Here is a 17,857-nt window from a genome sequence, read left to right on the forward strand (position 1 = left end):
ATATTGCCTGCTGAATGACACATTATTGCCATAATGTCGTTGTTTTTATGAGCGAGAAGTTGCGGCTAAGTTATGTCTTTTAGGGCTTCGGTGGGGTTTACTTTAGGTTTATTCAAACAAAAAGCCACGTTAAAAGCGCCGTTGTTAAGTTATATAGAAAACAAGGTGTTTATCTTATCGGAGAATCTAGAGCGTTTGTGTTATTGCATACGCGTTGGGATAACCGTTTTGCTTTAACTGTTCGAGCACTTCTGCAACGACGGCTTCATCATGAATAGGGCCCAGCTGAAGCTTGTAAATATTATCAGTAACCGGAAGATGAGCCGGTATTTGGTATAGCGCAGATAATACATTCGAAATTGATTTGGCTTTCTCCGCGTTTGATAGGGCAGCAACTTGAATATAAATCGCATCAGTTGCCACATTGTTATTTTTATCACTGCTGCTTGACGCACTGTCGGTAGCATTCGGTGCTGGCGCTATAGGCGGTTTTGGCGTCGTTGATGCCAGTGCCGGCGAAGGTACAACCGCAATACCCAAATATTCGTCGTAGGTTACCGTTGGATTATTTCCTACCGTTACATTGTTTTGTTCATCAAAGTGAATGACTTCAAGCTTTACTTTGGCTGTGCCTTTGCTGTGATAGCCCAATTTTACTGCGGCTGCGTATGAAAGGTCGATAATTCTATCATCGTGAAAAGGACCGCGGTCGTTTACCCTTACAATAGCCTGCTTATTGTTTTCCAAGTTGGTAACACGCACGTAAGAGGGGAGCGGCAACGTTTTATGTGCAGCGCTCATGGCGAACATATTATAGGTTTCACCATTTGACGTTAGATGTCCGTGAAACTTCTGGCCATACCAGCTGGCGTAACCAACTTCCTCATAGCCTTTACCGCTGTCCAGAGGGGTATAATGCTTGCCCAGTACCTTATAGGGCCTGCTATTAAACATTCTGTACGCTTCGTATTTGGGAACTGCGTCCAGTGTTTCTGGCTTTTTAGCTACGTGCTTAGGCGCTGAGTCTTGCTGTTGAGTGTAACGGCCAGATTGTGTAGGTGCACTTTGGCAGCCCACTAGGGCCAGCGCAATAAAAACGGCAGAGCCATAGCGAAAGAATTGTCCGTTTGCTTGGTTTACGTTAATAAGACCCGCGTTAACTAAACCTGTTTTAACAAAATCAAGAACCGAAAAAAGGCGCTGCACCATACAAGTTATCTAGACATTAAACGTTTCTGAGTGGCAATGGCCATAAGAATGCCAAAACCTGCCATTAAAGTCACCATGGATGTTCCACCAAAACTCACCAAAGGTAGCGGTACGCCAACCACGGGAAGTAAGCCAGACACCATGCCCATATTTACAAATACATAAACAAAAAAGGTAAGCGTAATACTGCCGCCAAGCAGTTTAGCGTATGCGTCTTGCGCGCGACTGGAAATTATAAGGCCGCGTAAAATAATGAAAATATAAATTGCCATTAAACACATGACACCAGTCAGGCCAAATTCTTCACTGAAAACAGAAAAAATAAAGTCGGTATGACGTTCGGGTAAAAACTCTAGCTGCGACTGCGTGCCTTGCAGCCAGCCTTTGCCGTCAACACCACCTGAACCAATAGCAATCTTAGATTGAATGATATGGTACCCTGAACCTAATGGATCGCTTTCCGGGTTTAAAAAGGTTAACACGCGCTGCTTTTGATAATCCTTCATTAGGAAGAACCACATGACAGGCGCAAACGCCCCAATAAGGCCCCCAACTACCGATATTAGCCGCCAACTCATGCCTGCCAGAAATATAGCGAAAATGCCTGAACTGGCTATCAATAGGGATGTACCTAAGTCGGGCTGCTTAGCAATAAGAATAGTAGGAACCACGACTAGACCAAAACCAACAATGATATGGGTTGTGCGTGGTGGCATCGTGAACTTACTGATATACCATGCAACCATCATGGGTACGGCGAGTTTCATTAATTCTGAGGGCTGAAAACGAATAAAGCCTAGGTCGAGCCAGCGCTGTGCACCTTTGCCCATATCGCCAAATAGCAATACGGCCACTAGCATTAAAAGCCCTACACCATAGGCATAGGTTGAGAAAAACCTAAACACACCCAAAGGAAGCTGGGCTAACCCAAACATAACGATAAAGCTAAATCCAAGCCTGATAAACTGGCGCTCCATCTGCTCCATATCCTGCCCAGAAGCAGAATAAAGTGTAAATAGGCCAACACAACTTAATACAAGTAAGCCGACTAGCAGCCAGCCGTCAATATGAATGCGTTGAAGAAAGCTAATTTTATTAGGGTTTATGGTGGTTCTTTTCACTAGTTTGTCCCTAATTCATTGTCACTGTTCGCCGTGTCAGCTACCACAGGCTCAAAAACACGATCTCTGAAATAAAAGTCCATGATTTGGCGGGCGACAGGCGCAGCGTTCTTACTACCACCGCCTACGTTTTCAAGCACCACGGTTACGGATATCTCTGGGTCATTGAAAGGTGCAAAGCCAACGTACATGGCATTATCGCGCAAGCGCTCATCTATTTTAGTTGCATCATACTTCTCATTTTGACCCACGGTGAATAGCTGGGCTGTGCCCGTTTTACCCGCAGAGTCGTACGGGGTGTCGGCAAATGCATGGCGCGCGCCGCCTTCTTCGCCGCTCACCACATCGCGCATTGCGTTTAACACGACATCTAAGTTCTTGCGGTTCTTTATTTCTATGGGGCGCAGTGATTTTAATGGAATCAAGTCAACGGACCCATCGGTATTCATATAGCCGCGAATAATCTGTGGAATATAACGTTCACCGGCATTAATTAATGTATTTACCGACGTGTTTAATTGCACAGGTGTTGTGGTCCAGTAGCTCTGTCCTATACCTACAGGAATGGTATCCCCGATATACCAAGGTTGATTAAAGCGAGCTCGCTTCCAACCCCGGCTTGGCATGTTAGCGTCTGATTCTTCATAAAGATCGATACCCGTGAAATCACCGAATCCGAATTCGTACATAGACTCACTGATCTTATCGATACCTAATTTATACGCTAGCTCGTAATAATAGGTATCGCACGACACTTCTATTGCTTTTGATACGTTAACTTTTCCATGTCCCCATCGACGCCAATCGCGCCACACGTGAGACACATTTGGCAGCTGATAGCGCCCAGTGTCATTAACCGTATAGTCTTTAGTGATTACTCCTTCTTCTAGCCCAACAAAACCCAAGTGGGGTTTGATGGTTGAAGCGGGAGGGTATTGCCCTTGGGTCGCTCGGTTAATTAACGGGCGGTCTGGTGAATTCAGTAGTGCAGAGTAATTCTTGCTGCTGATACCGTGCACAAATAAATTGGGGTCGTAACTGGGGTTAGAATAAAGTGCCAGTACGCCGCCGGTTTTAACATCGGTTACCACTACAGCACCGCGCATACCTTCTATAATTCGCTGAGCCTCTAACTGAAGCTCTAAATCTAGGTTAAGTACGATATCTTTGCCCGGTGTGGGAGGTTCAACGCTAAGAACGCGAATAATTCGGCCTTGGTTGTTTACTTCTACCTGCTGATAGCCCACTTTTCCGTGCAGTAGCTCTTCATGGTACTTCTCAATGCCAAGCTTGCCTATATCGTGGGTTGCTGCGTAATTATCTTCCTGACCTGCTTCAACCAGTTTTTGTAAATCTCGTTTGTTAATGCGCGCTACGTAGCCAAGGGCATGAGTGAGCGTTTCTTTGTAGGGGTAATGTCGAGCTAAACGGGCTTCAATTTGTACACCAGGGAATTTGTGTTTACTGGCAGAGAATAGCGCCACTTCTTCTTCACTTAGCTGTGTGCGAAGAGCAACGGGTTTAAATCGACGGGTGCCTTTGAGCGTAGATTGAAAGCGTTCAATTTCATCGCTGGTGATGCCCATTAATTCAGTTAAATCACTAAGGGTTTGGTCTATGTCATCCACTTGTTCTGGAATGACTTCCAAACTGAAAACCGGACGATTTTCTGCTAAAAGCACACCGTTGCGGTCATAGATGAGACCGCGATTTGGTGCTATGGGTAGAACCTTAATTCGGTTGCCGTTTGAGCGGGTTTGATAATCTTCAAACTGAGTAACCTGCAAAGAATAGAGGTTGTTGAGCACAATGCCCAACATGGCAACAACAATGATAAAAGCAATAGTCGCTCGGCGGGCGAACAAGTTCGCTTCTGCGGAGTGGTCTCGTATTGCTTGGCGCTTTCGTTGCATCGACTTCCTTTGCATCAGTGTAGCATCACCTTACTCACGGTGATAAGGATGGTTTTGCGTGACCGACCACGCGCGGTAAAGGCTCTCAGTAAGAATTATTCTAACCAGAGGATGGGGGAGAGTAAGGGCTGATAACGACCATTTTTGCTCGGACGCAGCAATACATTCAGGTGCTAGTCCTTCAGGGCCACCAATGAGCAAACTCACGTCGCGCCCGTCCATTTTCCAGTTGTCTAGTTGTTTTGCAAGAGTCGGCGTGTCCCAGGGTTTGCCCGTTACTTCTAACGTAACAATGCGATTTCCTTTTGGGATAGCGGCCAGCATTTGCTCACCTTCTTTTTCCAAAATGCGTTTGATATCCGCATTTTTCCCGCGTTTGCCCGCTGGGATTTCGGTGAAAGATACCGGCATGTCGCTGGGAAAGCGACGAATAAACTCATCCACGCCAGTGTTTACCCAACTTGGCATTTTCGTTCCAACTGCGACGATTTGTATACGCACTTTGTTACCCTTACTGCAGGAATTACACTTTCACTTATACAATAAAGGCCATACGCGTTTGGGTATGGCCTTTATCGACCGTGCTACTGCAAGTTTATAATTGGCGTTTAAGCCACTATGACCACAGTTTTTCTAGCTGGTAGAAATCACGGGTTTCATCCTGCATAACATGCAAAATGACATCACCAAAGTCGACGAGAACCCATTCGCCGGTTTCCTTACCTTCCACGCTTCCCGGCGCGTGGCCTGCTTTCTTAGCTTCTACCATTACATTTTCTGCAATAGATGAAACGTGGCGCTTAGAGTTACCCGAACAAATGATCATGGTATCTGTAATACTTGATTTACCGCGAACGTCTAGTTCAACTACATCACGGCCTTTCATATCGTCAATTTTGTCTTTAACAAACTGTTTGAGCTGTTGACTCTCCAAGAGTTTTCCTCACTTACTTAACTTTTATATAACTGATGTTCATTAATGTACTCTAGTACGCTTTCTTCTAACCACAAATCAGAAGAGCGGGCGTTAGAACCGTTTGGTGTCTCGGTTTTCTCAGGTGCGGTTGCACCTGCAAGTACATCACGAATTTCAGTAGATGAAACACTATAAAGTGGCGTGCTAGTTAACACTACATGGCCTGCAGGCTTTGCGTGAATAACATTTATATCGTTAGTCACATGACAATCTAACCAAGCTTGTATTGCGGGAGGAGGCGAAAATTGTTCGTCGTCTCTACGCATAACCACTAAGTGACAGTAATCGAGCAGGTGTTCCCACTCGTACCATTTATCTAGATTATACAGTGAATCCGCGCCAATGAAAAAACAGATTGTTTCATCGCTTTTCTGTTTAAGCGCCCGCAGCGTTTTAACTGTATAAGATGGCGACGGCAGTGTCAGTTCTATTAGCTCTGGAATAAGTCTGTCGTTATTTTCGGCGCAAAGTTCAATCATTTTTACCCGATGGGTTTCAGAGACCCCGACCGACTTATGAGGTGCTAATTTACAAGGCATTAGGTGAACGACATTTACACCTATTTCATCTGCTGCCTTAAGTGCGGCGCTAATATGACCTTTGTGTGGAGGATTAAAAGTGCCGCCAAGGATAGCTTTAACGGCAGGGCTAGATTTGGGAGAACGCGAGAGACTCACAGTACTTCGCCTTTTAAGCTTGTAATAGGGGTATTTCGCGAAGGTCCATACCCATAAACATCATGCATAGGTGACACATTTCTACATAAGGGCGGGCAATCACATTTTGCTTAAAAGCATGATCTGACTGGGTAAGCGCCTTTTGAATGTCTTCTAATCGCGCGACGCTAAGGCGGTTCAATGCACTTTGATAAAAGCCTTGCCTGTTACGCCAGATACCAAACTTCTGCCACTGAATGGGGGCACCGCTTTGCTGAGCAAGTTTTAATTTCCACAACTGCTCCCACTCTCGAATAAGTGCCCAAATGATGATATTTGGCTCCAGGCCCTCACTTTCTAAGCGGTAAAGCATTTTTATGCAGCGGGTACTGTCGCCGCTAAGCATAACGTCAACCAGTTGGAATACATTAAAACGTGACTGATCAACCATGGCCTGCTCAATCTGTTCATCTGAAATAGACTGATGAGGATAGAGCAGGGCAAGCTTATCAATTTCTTGCTTAGCGGCAAGCATGTTGCCTTCGCAGAAATCAGCAATCATCTTGGCGCCAGACGCTGATACGGAAAGTTGGAGGGCACTTAACTGTTGATTTAGCCATGCACTGAGCTGCTTGCCTTCCAACGGGTAACACAGTACCGAAGCGCCCATGTCATCGAGCACTTTAAACCATTTACCGCGCTGCACGTCTTTGCCAATTTTCGGCCCGTGTACCAACAATAGAATATCGGGGTTTAAAGATGCAGCGACTTCTTGCAGCATTTTACTGCCTTCAGTGCCCGGCTTTCCGGTAGGGAGCTCTAACTCGATAAACTGTTGGCTTGAAAAAAGCGACATGCTTTGCGTGGCTTCAATTAGCTGGGTCCAATTGAACCCGGTTTCAGCAACAAGTACGGTACGCTCTTCAAAGCCATTGGCTTTCGCTTTAGCGCGTATTTGCTCAATAACGTCGAACTTTTGCTGAGGTTCGTCTCCAAACACTAAATAACAAGGGCGAAGAGCCTTCGTGATATCTTGGTTGAATTGGTTTGGATAAATCTGCATGAAGAGTTCTGGCGTTTACTACTTGGCAGGTGCTGACGCGTTTGGCGCAGCTGCTGCCTGACTAGAAAGGCGCCTAATCATAATGTCAGCCGCTTCGTCACGCATTTCGTTTAACATTAATTCAAGTTCACGAGATTTTGCCAAAACTTGATCAGGATCGTCTTGATAATCTCGTACTACTTCAAATTGAACCATAACGGCGTCTTTACCAGGAAACTGCACGCGGTAACGTACAACGTAGATAAGCTCATATTCAGCAACTTGCCCCGAAGGGTAAACTGACAAAAGCTGACGCTCTAATTTTTCTGGTAATAAATAAATATTAACATTTTGGTTAGAGCGAGCTGTTTTATCTACGCTGACACTGGTTAGCCCGTAAACGTTCAAGCGTTTATCAAGCGCACGCGCCAAAGGCGCATGTGCTCGAGCACTTTCAATGGCAACCGTGTTAATGTCATCTGGTAGGCTAGGGCTGCTTCTTAAATGAAAGCCACAGCCTGTTACCAAAACGGTACCCAATACGGCGACTGCGAATTGTAAGTGCTTTTTCATCACTACCTGACCTAGTTAGCTACAATGTTTACAAGCTTGCCAGGTACAACAATCACTTTACGAATGGTTTTACCTTCGATGAATTGCTGAACGTTTGGTTGCTCTTTCGCAGACGCCTCAATGCTCTCTTTGCTTGCATCAGCAGCAATTGTCATTTTAGCGCGAACCTTACCGTTAACCTGAACAATGATAAGTTTTTCGTCTTCAACCAATGCAGCTTTATCAGCTTGTGGCCATGGTGCTAGGTCGATATCTTCGTTGTGACCCAACACTTTCCATAGCTCGTGAGCAATGTGCGGCGTAATTGGGTTTAGAAGCAACAAGATTGATTCACAGGCTTCGCGCATAATAGCGATGTCCTGAGCGTTGTCTTGTGGCGCTTTTTGAAGGTGGTTTAGCAATTCCATTACCGCTGCAACCGCAGTGTTAAAGGTTTGGCGACGACCTAAGTCATCAGACACTTTCTCAATGGTCTTGTGCACTTCACGACGAAGGGCTTGTTGGTCTTTAGACAGTGCATTAACGTCGATGGCTTCTGGTGTGCCTTTTTCAACGTGCTCAGTCACCAACTTCCAGATACGGCGTAAGAAACGGTTTGCACCTTCAACGCCTGAATCTACCCATTCAAGGGTTTGCTCTGGTGGCGCTGCGAACATAGTGAATAGACGTACTGTATCGGCACCGTATTGGTCGATAACTTCTTGTGGGTCTATACCGTTATTCTTCGACTTAGACATTTTTGTCATACCGCCGTGAATAACTTCCTCACCATCGGCGGTTAGCCACGCTTTAACAATGCGGCCTTTCTCGTCTTTTTCTGTGCTTACTTCTGTAGGCGAGAACCAGGTCTTCTTACCAGATGCGTCTTCACGGTAGTAAGAGTCAGCTAACACCATACCTTGACACAACAAACGCTTAAACGGTTCGTCAGAGTTTACCAAGCCTTCATCGCGTAGCAATTTGTGGAAGAAACGCGAGTAAAGCAAGTGCAAGATAGCGTGCTCAATACCACCGATGTACTGATCTACCGGCAGCCAGTAGTTGGCTGAAGTAGGGTCAAGCATGGCATCATTATTGGCTGCACTTGCATAACGCGCGTAGTACCAAGACGACTCCATAAAGGTGTCGAAGGTATCTGTTTCACGTAAAGCAGCTTGGCCATTGTAAGTGGTTTTTGCCCACTCAGGGTCAGCTTTAATCGGCGACGTTACGCCATTCATTTCCACGTCTTCAGGTAAAACAACCGGTAGTTGGTCAGCAGGAACAGGTACTGATTCACCGTTTTCCAAATTCAACATTGGAATAGGTGCGCCCCAGTAACGCTGACGGCTTACGCCCCAGTCACGTAGACGGTAATTTACTTTGCGCTTACCACAGCCTTTGCCTTCAAGTTCATCGGCAATACCATTGAATGCGGCATCGAATTCAAGACCGTCGAATTTATCAGAATTGATCAAGCTGCCTTTTTCAGTAAATGCAGAGGCAGTAAGGTCGCACTTGTCTTCATCACCCGCGTTAGGCGCAATAACTTGCTTAATTGGCAGGTTGTATTTAGTCGCAAATTCCCAATCGCGCTGGTCGTGACCAGGAACGGCCATCACCGCGCCTGAACCGTAGTCCATCAATACGAAGTTAGCGACCCAAATTGGAAGCTTTTCACCCGTAAGAGGATGAACCACCTCAAAACCAGTGGCAAAACCTTTTTTCTCCATAGTTGCTAACTCTGCTTCAGCAACTTTGGTGTTCTTACATTCGTCGATGAATGCCGCTAAATCTGGGTTCGATTTTGCTGCGAATTCGGCAAGAGGGTGCTGCGCAGCTACTGCAACGTATGTAACCCCGTAGAAGGTATCTGGGCGTGTGGTATATACCGTTAAGTCGGCAATGTCGTTAACAGCTGACGCTAAGTCGAAGGTAATTTCAACACCTTCAGAGCGACCAATCCAGTTTGCCTGCATAGCGCGTACTTGGTCTGGCCATTCTTCAAGCTGTTCTAGGTCTTGTAATAGTTCTTCAGCATAGTCAGTAATTTTAATAAACCACTGTGGAATTTCTTTTTGCTCTACAAGAGCTCCTGAGCGCCATCCGCGACCGTCGATTACCTGCTCGTTAGCCAAAACAGTTTGGTCGACAGGATCCCAGTTCACGGTAGAGTTCTTCTTGTAAACAAGACCTTTTTCGTAAAGACGTGTGAAGAACCACTGTTCCCAGCGATAGTAATCTGATTTACATGTAGTTACTTCGCGATCCCAGTCGTAACCGAAACCCAACGAGCGAAGTTGGTTTTTCATGTAATCAATATTTGAGTATGTCCATTTCGCCGGTGCAGTGTTGTTGTTAATTGCTGCATTTTCAGCCGGAAGTCCAAAAGCATCCCAACCCATAGGCTGCAATACATTTTTACCCTGCATGCGCTGGAAACGGCTGATTACGTCACCAATGGTGTAGTTACGCACGTGACCCATGTGAAGTCGGCCACTAGGATATGGGAACATAGACAGACAGTAGAATTTTTCTTTTTCTACATCATCGTTTGCTTTAAAAGATTGGTTCTCTTCCCAGTATTGCTGAACGCGTTGTTCAATGTCTTTCGGATTGTACTGATTATCGGCCATGAAACTTAGGCTTCCGCATTAAAAGTTAAAACGTTTATGGGTCGGTATGAGGCGCATTTTCTGCACATTTGCCATTTTACCGCGCGTGGGATTGTCCCACTTAACATACATATAGCCCAATAGAATAACCCACCGCTAAGCCATGCCTCAATAGCTTAACACTGAACTAAGCAATTTTTATTGCTGCTTGATTGAAAAGTGAGCGTTATCGATAGGTGTGACGCAAACCACTAGCAATTAAGACCTAATATCTTAAGTGATAAAAAGGGACTCTGATGGCTTATCAACAGCTTTTGAAATTATTGCTACTAAGGTGCGAATTAATTTTCGTTGCTAAACGTCGTTAGCGCATTTAACTGTTGCGCCTGCACTTTGTCGACAACATTAACCAAATTGAAGGCGTCTTCTTCAGATGCTTTGCTACCACCAAAATGAATATTGCCTGAAGCGTTATAGGTAAGCGTTACTTTAGTCTTTGATGTGGTGCTGGTCTTGGTATCGTCGTTTGATGGCCCAGTTGCTTCAATAGTGGTGAATTCCCAAGTAAGAGCACCCGTTATGCCCATTTCTTGAAGCGGACCTAATCCGCCTGTCATGACCACTTTCTTATTCGGTTCAACATAGCTTATATGCATATGAGCTGCACTAGCTGTGTCGGTAGTTTCGCAGAAACAGCCGCCAGCTTGCTCATCAATGCGTAATGAGCCTTTCCACCACGTATGGTCTTTCGGCCACCACATATCCACATGTTGTATAAAGTGAGAGTAGACCACTTCTATAGGAGCATGACTTTCACTCACATTGGTAATTGAAAAGCCTGCATTGTCTACATAATTTACCTTAGCCATACACGCTGAAGAAAACGCCACCCCCAAACTGGATAAAAGAACACAGGACGTAAGAAGAAAAGGTGAGCGAGTGTTTGTTTTTGTTTTCATTGTTATAACCCTGTTCTCATTAGTTGATTGGTATATTCGCGAATTCGAGCTTAATCGCCATGTCGATTCAACGCGTTAAAATCTGGGAATGCTTCTAAGAGGTAAAGGTTTCAGCTTTATCCAATTAGCGTTCCCATAAAGTAAGCAGATATAAAGAATGTAGATTTTCTCGTATTTAAATTCTGCAACGCAGTAATAAAAAGCTACACCTTGCTGTGTTTGGTATCAATTCGTAAATACATAACGAAGGATCGCAACCTCATCCAATTCCCTTGTAAATTCTTAAAGGTGGTTGTTTGTTGTGCAATTGACAACGCAAAGCAGCGTTATTAAGGATAAGCGTTTGACACTAATGTTAATTAGGGTTTCACTTAAGTAAAGAAACGAAAATAGATCAGACATGTCTGTAGACAGTAAAATTTATGCGTTAGATGTAGACGCGCTTTCACCTACCATCAATCGCCGAGCGATAAATAGTGCCTTAAAAGATGATGAAGCGCTAAATGCTACTTTTATTGGCCAAGAACGTGCGCGTGAAGCACTAACGTTTGGGTTAGGCATTAACACCAAAGGTTATAATCTTTACGTGATGGGTGAGCCAGCAACGGGGCGATTCACCTTGGTGAAGGATTACATCGAACGCCAGGTTGCTCAGCTGCCGGCTCCTGATGATTGTTGCTATATCAACAATTTTGATGAAGAGCGTGAACCTGTTGCATTAAAATTCCCTCCTGGCGGCGGAAAAGCATTCCATAAAGACATGGCTGCACTCATCGACGATGTTTTAGACTCACTGCCCATTGCCTTTGATAACCCAGGGTATCAGCGCCGTCGCGCCTCAATATCAAGAGAGTTTGAGCAAAAATACGATGCAGCTATCGATGCAGTGGAACGTTACGCACAAGCAAATGATGTCGCGTTATACGAAGAAGGCGGCTCAATTACGTTTTCGCCTATCGTAAACGGTAAACCAATTAGTGATACTGAATTTGCCTCGCTAACTGACGAGCAACGAGAAGGTTTTTATTCACTTATAGACGAGTTAGAGAACCGACTTAGTGAAGGGTTGTTAAGCCTGCCTACGTGGAAGCGCGAGAATTCCGAGCGTCTGCGTGAACTAGACAAAAAGACGGCAGAGCAGGGGATCAAACCACTGCTTAAGGTGCTTGAACACAAATACGCGTCTGAGCTTGGGGTAATGAAATATCTCAAGCAGCTTAAAACCGCTTTGGTTAATGCCATATTGGTTATTCACAGTGAAGAGCAAAAAGAAGAGAAAAGCGACGACTTTGACAAAAAGGTATTTTTAGAAGAGCAATTCCTTCCTAACGTGCTGGTGTCAAATAAACTCGACGACGCGGCGCCGGTGATTTACGAGCCTAACCCAACCTATCAAAACTTGTTCGGCAAAATTGAATACACTAATATTCACGGTAGCGTATTTACTAATTATCGAATGATACAGCCAGGAGCGCTACACCGTGCAAATGGGGGTTATCTACTATTAGATGTCGACCAACTCATTGAGCAGCCTTTTGTATGGGATACCTTAAAGCTTGCCATTAAGTCACAACGGTTACGCATGGACTTGCCGCAGCAGGACGTGGGCATGGTTAACAACATCACGCTTAATCCTCAGCCTATTGATTTAAATGTGAAAATTGTTTTATTAGGCTCTCGCGACCTTTACTACACGCTACAAGACTATGATGATGAGTTTGATGAACTTTTTAGAGTGCTGGTAGATTTTGACCTAGAAATTCCTGTTACCAGGCAGGCGCTGTTTGACTTCGTAGGCAAGGTTCGTGCGCATCTCATCCAACTGGGACTTAAAGGAATAACGACTAATGCCATGTGCAGGTTGGTCGAATATTCGTTGAGAATGGCGGAACACAAAGAGAAGCTATCTGCGCATTTTGCGGAAGTCATTGAACTGGTAAATGAAGCCTACTATTTCTGTCAAAAATCTAATGCCGATACACTTGAACTCGACCATTTAAAGACTGCACTAAGTGCCAAGAAACGTCGCACAGGTCGCGTAAGCCAAGCCCTGTTAAACGATATTAAAGAAGGGCACGTGCTTATTGCCACTGAAGGCAAAGCTGTGGGCAAAGTAAACGGGCTAACGGTGTTGGATATTGGTGATACTGCGTTTGGTACACCCGCACGCATTACCTCTACGGTGTTTGCTGGGGCTAGTGGTGTGGTTGATATTGAGCGAGAAGTGGAGCTTGGTCAGCCAATTCACTCTAAAGGCGTCATGCTGCTAAACGGTTATTTGGGCAACAAGTATGCTCAGCATTTTCCGTTAACACTCTCAGCAAATATCGCGTTAGAGCAGTCATACGGTCATATTGACGGCGACAGTGCATCCTTAGGTGAACTGGTTGCGCTTATATCAGCGCTTACTGAAATCCCTTGCTTACAGACCTTGGCGATTACAGGTTCAATAAACCAGTATGGTGAAGTGCAAGCCGTTGGTGGAGTAAACGAAAAAATCGAAGGCTTTTTTGATTTGTGTCAGCACCGCGGGCTTACTGGTACGCAGGGCGTAATTATCCCTAAATCGAATGCGATTAACTTGGTATTAGATACCACTGTTATTGACGCAGTGAAAAAAGGGTTGTTCCATATATACACTGTTGAAACTGTCGACGATGCGCTATCCATTTTAATGGAGCAGGAAGCCGGTAAAATCAGCAGTAAAGGTCGCTACCCTAAAAACTCCATTAACTATCATGCAGTAAATCGCTTATACAATATCGCGCTTATTGTGAACGGTGGTGACGGCGAATAACCTAAAAATAAAGCGCGAGTTCGACGTATAGAGTCGCGCTTTTTATTTTTGATTTAAATAAGCTGCCCTATTAATCGCGCGTACTGATGACCAGCGTCTCGGATATTTTGTCTTGGATGGCTTGTCGGTTTGGATCCCAGTAAATCTGCATAAAACCTAACAACCCTGTTGCCAAACCAGCACCATAGCCACCATAACGGCCAAAGCTCTCCCAAAGCGACAAGCCAGAGCCATCAAGCTTGAGCACCTGTATGTTCAACAAGCGCTTACCCGGCGTTTTGCCATTAAACCATGCGGTAAAAACACTGTAATAAAGTGCTGCCCAACCAAACCCCAAACCAAGCTCGGCAACTATTCCCTTAGCCCAAGCTACAACACTATAGTCTGAAGAAACAGAATGTGAGGGTGGATCAACATAATCTTCAACTTCACTGACGGTAGCTTCCGTTGGCTGCGTAAATTCTTCAAACGTACTATTTATGTGAGTTTGATTATCTCCACTAATATTTTCAACGGTTCCGTTAATGTTTTGACTAGGGTTACTAGCAAGAGCACTGTCATTGAAATAATCGGCGTTGTTTAGCGCATCTAACGATAGCAATACCGTCCAAAAAAGCATAAAAGCACCACCCATCCTTAGAAATGAGCGGGTAGTTTTTCGATTTCTATTTTTTGCGAGGTTATGGCTGGCTTTGTAAAACGTGACGGTGGCAATAATTGCTAAAAAGAGTGCATCGAGAGAGCTAAGTATAGCAACGAAGAAAAGGTCTATACACTGAGCGACTCCCCGCTGAAAAGGTGTCGCAAGGCGTTTTCCCAACAGCGACTCGGCCACACCAAACGCGTAGGGCGTGACAATATCTTTTGTCTCAATCTTGTTCGAAGTATCTACAGCATTGGGCTCAACACCTCTATTTATAGGGGGAGCATCAACTTGTTGGTGGGGTTGTGTCATTTAACGTCCACTGTACTTAATACATTTCCATCACATCACTTTACACAGTAATGCACCTAATTTTAACTACTTATTGGATTATAAAATACGAATTTCTCAACAAAGATAAGTACAGTGTAATGTCTTCAAAAGTTGGAATAATTTTCCGTAAATGTCGTTTATTAGTGACAGTGAAAGTTTTTAAGTTATTGATTTTTATAGTAGGCACTGAGTTTGCATTACTGAGTTTGTTTTAGAGTAATTCAAATGGAATACAACTATGCCTTTAAGGAGGTTACTATGTTTAACTCAAAGCGAACGATAACGGCAACTCTGGTTTCTTTAGCAATGATGGGTTCATCAGCGCTAGCACACACCGATGTGGACCAACAGAAAACCGCAGAGATGCAGGCATCATCAAAGTCGGTTCAACCTGTTTCAAGAACTGCGGAAGTAGGGAACTCGTGGATTACGCTAACCGGTGAAGTATCTGCTGTCGATTCAAAATTTTTCACACTAGATTACGGCGACGGTCATATCTTTGTTGAATTAAGAGACACCGACCTCGACACTCAGGCGTATGCTGAAATTGAAGGAAAAGACGTGATGGTGACTGCGCAATTAGATGAAAGCATGTTATCTAAGGAGCGCTTAGTTGCCCAAAGTGTGATTGTAGAGGGCATGGATACTGTTTACTTAGCTAAATCGGTAGACCAAGCATCTGCAGATCTTTATCTAAGTACCGCCAGCAACATCGATTTTGATGATGAAGAAATGGTGTTAGTTGGCACGGTTAAATCAATTGGTAAAGAAGCCCTACAAATTGAAGTGGGTGATAGCACGCTAACAGTAGAACTAGATGAACTGGAAGATGCGCCAGTAGATGTCAATGGGTATCTGTCACTTTCTAAAGGTGAGCGCGTACGTATTACTGGTGAATTAGAAGATGACTTCTTCAATAGGTTTACCGTTGAAGCCGATACCCTAATGAAAATGAAGAGTTAGATAAAACCTTTTCTCGTTAAATGAAAAACCCGCCAACAGGCGGGTTTTTCTAATTATCGACTACGTATTCCACAATAAATTTTATTACTTAGGCGGCATACGAAGCGCGCCATCTAAACGGATTGTTTCGCCATTTAGGTAGCTGTTGTTTGCCATGTGAATAACTAACTTAGCAAATTCTTCTGGTAGCCCAAGGCGCTTAGGAAACTGAACGTTTGCCGAAAGGGCGTCTTGCACCTTTTCTGGCATAGCAAGTAGCATTGGTGTGCCCATAACACCTGGCGCGATGGTATTAACACGAATGCCTAGCGGCGCTAAATCGCGAGCCATCGGTAGGGTTAGACCTATAATACCGCCTTTACTGGCGGCATAAGCGGTTTGCCCGATTTGACCTTCATAGCCAGCCACAGACGCTGTATTTACAATAAGACCGCGTTCGCCTTCATCGTTAATAGGTGACTGTTTAGCCATAGCTGCCGCAACCAAACGCGACACATTAAAGCTGCCCACCAGGTTAATATCGATCGTTTTTTGGAAGTCACCTAACGGCGCGGGGTTGCCTTCTTTATCAAGCAGGCGTTTAGCTGGTGCGATACCCGCACAGTTAACCACTAAGGAAATAGCACCAAATTTACTCGTTGTCGCGTCGATTGCTGCTTGAACAGACGCTTCGTCGCGAACGTCAACCTTGGTGAAAAGTGTATTGTCGCTGCCAAGTTCCTCAACACGCTGTGCGCCGAGTTCTTCATTTAAATCGAAAAGACTAACATTTGCGCCTGCATCACGAAGGGCGATAGCAGTGGCATGACCTAGCCCGGAACAACCACCGGTCACAATGGCAGTAAGATTATTTAGCGTCATAGATTTCCCTTAAACCCTGTTTATTCACTATTATTAACGTGATGTTAACGGGAAGTAAGAAGAAAAACTACGGTGCCGAGAGGGATCGGCACCTTTCATTCAGTTATTTTGCAGTTATTTTGGCAACTGAATTTTACAGTCTTCGCTTTGACGGTAGATAATTAGTGTATGACCAATTACCTGAAGCTTAACTGAGTTTGTTTCACGAACGATGGCGTCCATGATAAGCGCTTTTTCTTCGCGATCATCTGTTGGCACCTTAACTTTAATTAATTCGTGGTGGCTAAGTGCGTTATCGATTTCGGCAACCACACCTTCTGTCAGGCCGTTACCACCTAGCTGCACAACAGGTTTTAAAGGGTGTGCAAGGCCTTTTAGAAATTGTTTCTGTTTATTTGAAAGTTTCATGAAGTAATATTTCTTACAATTAATCTGTTAGTTTATGCTTGAAATAACGTATTCTAACGCCATCTTCTCTACAATCCTAATGACATTGTATTGGAATGACAAAAAAGAAACACTCCGCCAGCAGTAAACGCTGGCTTCAAGAACACGTTAACGACCATTATGTGCAAAAAGCAAATAAGGAAGGTTGGCGATCGCGGGCTATCTACAAACTGGAAGAAATCCAGAAGAAAGATAAGCTTATTAAACCAGGAATGACACTTGTAGACCTCGGTGCGGCACCGGGTGGCTGGTCACAGCTGGCTGCTCAACTTGTTGGCGACAATGGTCAAGTTATCGCGTGCGATATTTTGCCCATGGATCCAATAGTGGGTGTAGACTTTCTACAAGGCGATTTCAGAGAGGACGCAGTTCTCGACGCACTATTGAACAGAATTGGTGGGAACACCGTAGATATTGTGTTGTCTGATATGGCACCGAACCTTGCAGGTAATGCTTCGGTTGACCAGTCTCGCTCTATGTACCTTTGCGAACTAGCGCTTGATATGTGTCACCAAGTGTTAAAACCAGGCGGTTCATTTGTCATAAAGGTGTTCCAAGGTGAAGGGTTTGTTGAGTTCATGAACGCACTTAAACAGTCTTTCACAACCATTAAGACGCGTAAGCCTGACTCGTCCAGATCTCGTTCACGAGAGGTGTATTTGGTGGCTTGTGGGTATAAAGTGTAGTACGCTTTGAGATAAGCGGTTTTCGTTGCGAGTTGTGTCGTTTATTCAATAATCAAGTTGTTGAATATACATGCAATTCGGGTT

At 44.6% G+C, this 17,857-nt stretch carries 16 protein-coding genes; 3 read left to right on the plus strand and 13 right to left on the minus strand.

What is annotated here, in order from left to right; translation table 11 throughout:
- Positions 1-186 precede the first annotated feature (186 nt).
- The 10 genes from BGK61_RS09490 to BGK61_RS09535 all read right to left on the minus strand — a co-directional run bounded on the left by BGK61_RS09490 (position 187) and on the right by BGK61_RS09535 (position 11,043).
- The gene (locus BGK61_RS09490) at positions 187-1,209 is read right to left on the minus strand and encodes a septal ring lytic transglycosylase RlpA family protein (RefSeq protein WP_076010919.1); all 1,023 of its coding nucleotides are present in this window, start codon (positions 1,207-1,209) and stop codon (positions 187-189) included.
- Positions 1,210-1,214: 5 nt separating this feature from the next.
- Positions 1,215-2,330: a rod shape-determining protein RodA gene (rodA, locus tag BGK61_RS09495; protein WP_014998241.1), complete on the minus strand. Its 1,116-nt coding sequence runs from the start codon at positions 2,328-2,330 to the stop codon at positions 1,215-1,217.
- Positions 2,330-4,243: a penicillin-binding protein 2 gene (gene mrdA, locus BGK61_RS09500; RefSeq protein WP_014998242.1), complete on the minus strand. Its 1,914-nt coding sequence runs from the start codon at positions 4,241-4,243 to the stop codon at positions 2,330-2,332. Before mrdA ends, rodA begins: the two co-directional genes overlap by 1 nt.
- 30 nt (positions 4,244-4,273) lie before the next feature.
- Positions 4,274-4,744 (minus strand): 23S rRNA (pseudouridine(1915)-N(3))-methyltransferase RlmH, encoded by a 471-nt coding sequence (gene rlmH, locus BGK61_RS09505; RefSeq protein ID WP_014998243.1) that lies wholly within the window; start codon positions 4,742-4,744, stop codon positions 4,274-4,276.
- Positions 4,745-4,859: 115 nt separating this feature from the next.
- Positions 4,860-5,177, minus strand: a complete 318-nt coding sequence (gene rsfS / locus BGK61_RS09510; protein ID WP_014998244.1) for a ribosome silencing factor — start codon at positions 5,175-5,177, stop codon at positions 4,860-4,862.
- A gap of 17 nt (positions 5,178-5,194) precedes the next feature.
- Positions 5,195-5,896: a nicotinate (nicotinamide) nucleotide adenylyltransferase gene (gene nadD / locus BGK61_RS09515; RefSeq protein ID WP_014998245.1), complete on the minus strand. Its 702-nt coding sequence runs from the start codon at positions 5,894-5,896 to the stop codon at positions 5,195-5,197.
- 13 nt (positions 5,897-5,909) lie between these two features.
- A complete protein-coding gene (gene holA / locus BGK61_RS09520; protein ID WP_076010918.1) occupies positions 5,910-6,938 on the minus strand; it encodes a DNA polymerase III subunit delta in 1,029 nt (342 codons plus the stop codon).
- An 18-nt stretch (positions 6,939-6,956) separates the two neighbouring features.
- A complete protein-coding gene (locus tag BGK61_RS09525) occupies positions 6,957-7,490 on the minus strand; it encodes an LPS-assembly lipoprotein LptE (RefSeq protein WP_014998247.1) in 534 nt (177 codons plus the stop codon).
- Positions 7,491-7,501: 11 nt separating this feature from the next.
- The gene (leuS, locus tag BGK61_RS09530; protein WP_076010917.1) at positions 7,502-10,105 is read right to left on the minus strand and encodes a leucine--tRNA ligase; all 2,604 of its coding nucleotides are present in this window, start codon (positions 10,103-10,105) and stop codon (positions 7,502-7,504) included.
- Between the two features lie 320 nt (positions 10,106-10,425).
- Positions 10,426-11,043, minus strand: coding sequence for an SRPBCC family protein (locus BGK61_RS09535; protein ID WP_076010916.1), 618 nt, complete (start codon positions 11,041-11,043; stop codon positions 10,426-10,428).
- 400 nt (positions 11,044-11,443) lie between these two features.
- Here BGK61_RS09535 and BGK61_RS09540 point away from each other — a divergent pair, with 400 nt between their 5' ends.
- Positions 11,444-13,840 carry a Lon protease family protein gene (locus tag BGK61_RS09540; protein ID WP_076010915.1) on the plus strand — a complete coding sequence of 799 codons (2,397 nt, stop codon included), beginning with the start codon at positions 11,444-11,446 and terminating at the stop codon, positions 13,838-13,840.
- 70 nt (positions 13,841-13,910) lie between these two features.
- Here the strand turns inward: BGK61_RS09540 and BGK61_RS09545 are convergent, their stop codons facing one another.
- Complete coding sequence (locus BGK61_RS09545; protein WP_014998251.1) at positions 13,911-14,795, minus strand: RDD family protein; 885 nt, start codon at positions 14,793-14,795, stop codon at positions 13,911-13,913.
- 279 nt (positions 14,796-15,074) lie between these two features.
- Between BGK61_RS09545 and BGK61_RS09550 the strand changes: the two genes are divergently transcribed.
- Positions 15,075-15,779, plus strand: a complete 705-nt coding sequence (locus BGK61_RS09550) for a hypothetical protein (protein WP_076010914.1) — start codon at positions 15,075-15,077, stop codon at positions 15,777-15,779.
- A gap of 84 nt (positions 15,780-15,863) precedes the next feature.
- Here the strand turns inward: BGK61_RS09550 and BGK61_RS09555 are convergent, their stop codons facing one another.
- Both BGK61_RS09555 and yhbY read right to left on the minus strand, forming a co-directional pair.
- Positions 15,864-16,640: a 3-hydroxyacyl-CoA dehydrogenase gene (locus tag BGK61_RS09555; RefSeq protein WP_014998253.1), complete on the minus strand. Its 777-nt coding sequence runs from the start codon at positions 16,638-16,640 to the stop codon at positions 15,864-15,866.
- Positions 16,641-16,754: 114 nt separating this feature from the next.
- Positions 16,755-17,048 carry a ribosome assembly RNA-binding protein YhbY gene (gene yhbY, locus BGK61_RS09560; RefSeq protein ID WP_014949363.1) on the minus strand — a complete coding sequence of 98 codons (294 nt, stop codon included), beginning with the start codon at positions 17,046-17,048 and terminating at the stop codon, positions 16,755-16,757.
- A 95-nt stretch (positions 17,049-17,143) separates the two neighbouring features.
- On the opposite strand from yhbY, the gene rlmE reads away from it, so the two are divergent.
- Positions 17,144-17,773, plus strand: coding sequence for a 23S rRNA (uridine(2552)-2'-O)-methyltransferase RlmE (gene rlmE, locus BGK61_RS09565; protein WP_014949364.1), 630 nt, complete (start codon positions 17,144-17,146; stop codon positions 17,771-17,773).
- Positions 17,774-17,857 lie beyond the last annotated feature (84 nt).

Origin of the sequence: Alteromonas abrolhosensis (assembly GCF_001953635.1) — a bacterium.
Taxonomy (GTDB): domain Bacteria; phylum Pseudomonadota; class Gammaproteobacteria; order Enterobacterales; family Alteromonadaceae; genus Alteromonas; species Alteromonas abrolhosensis.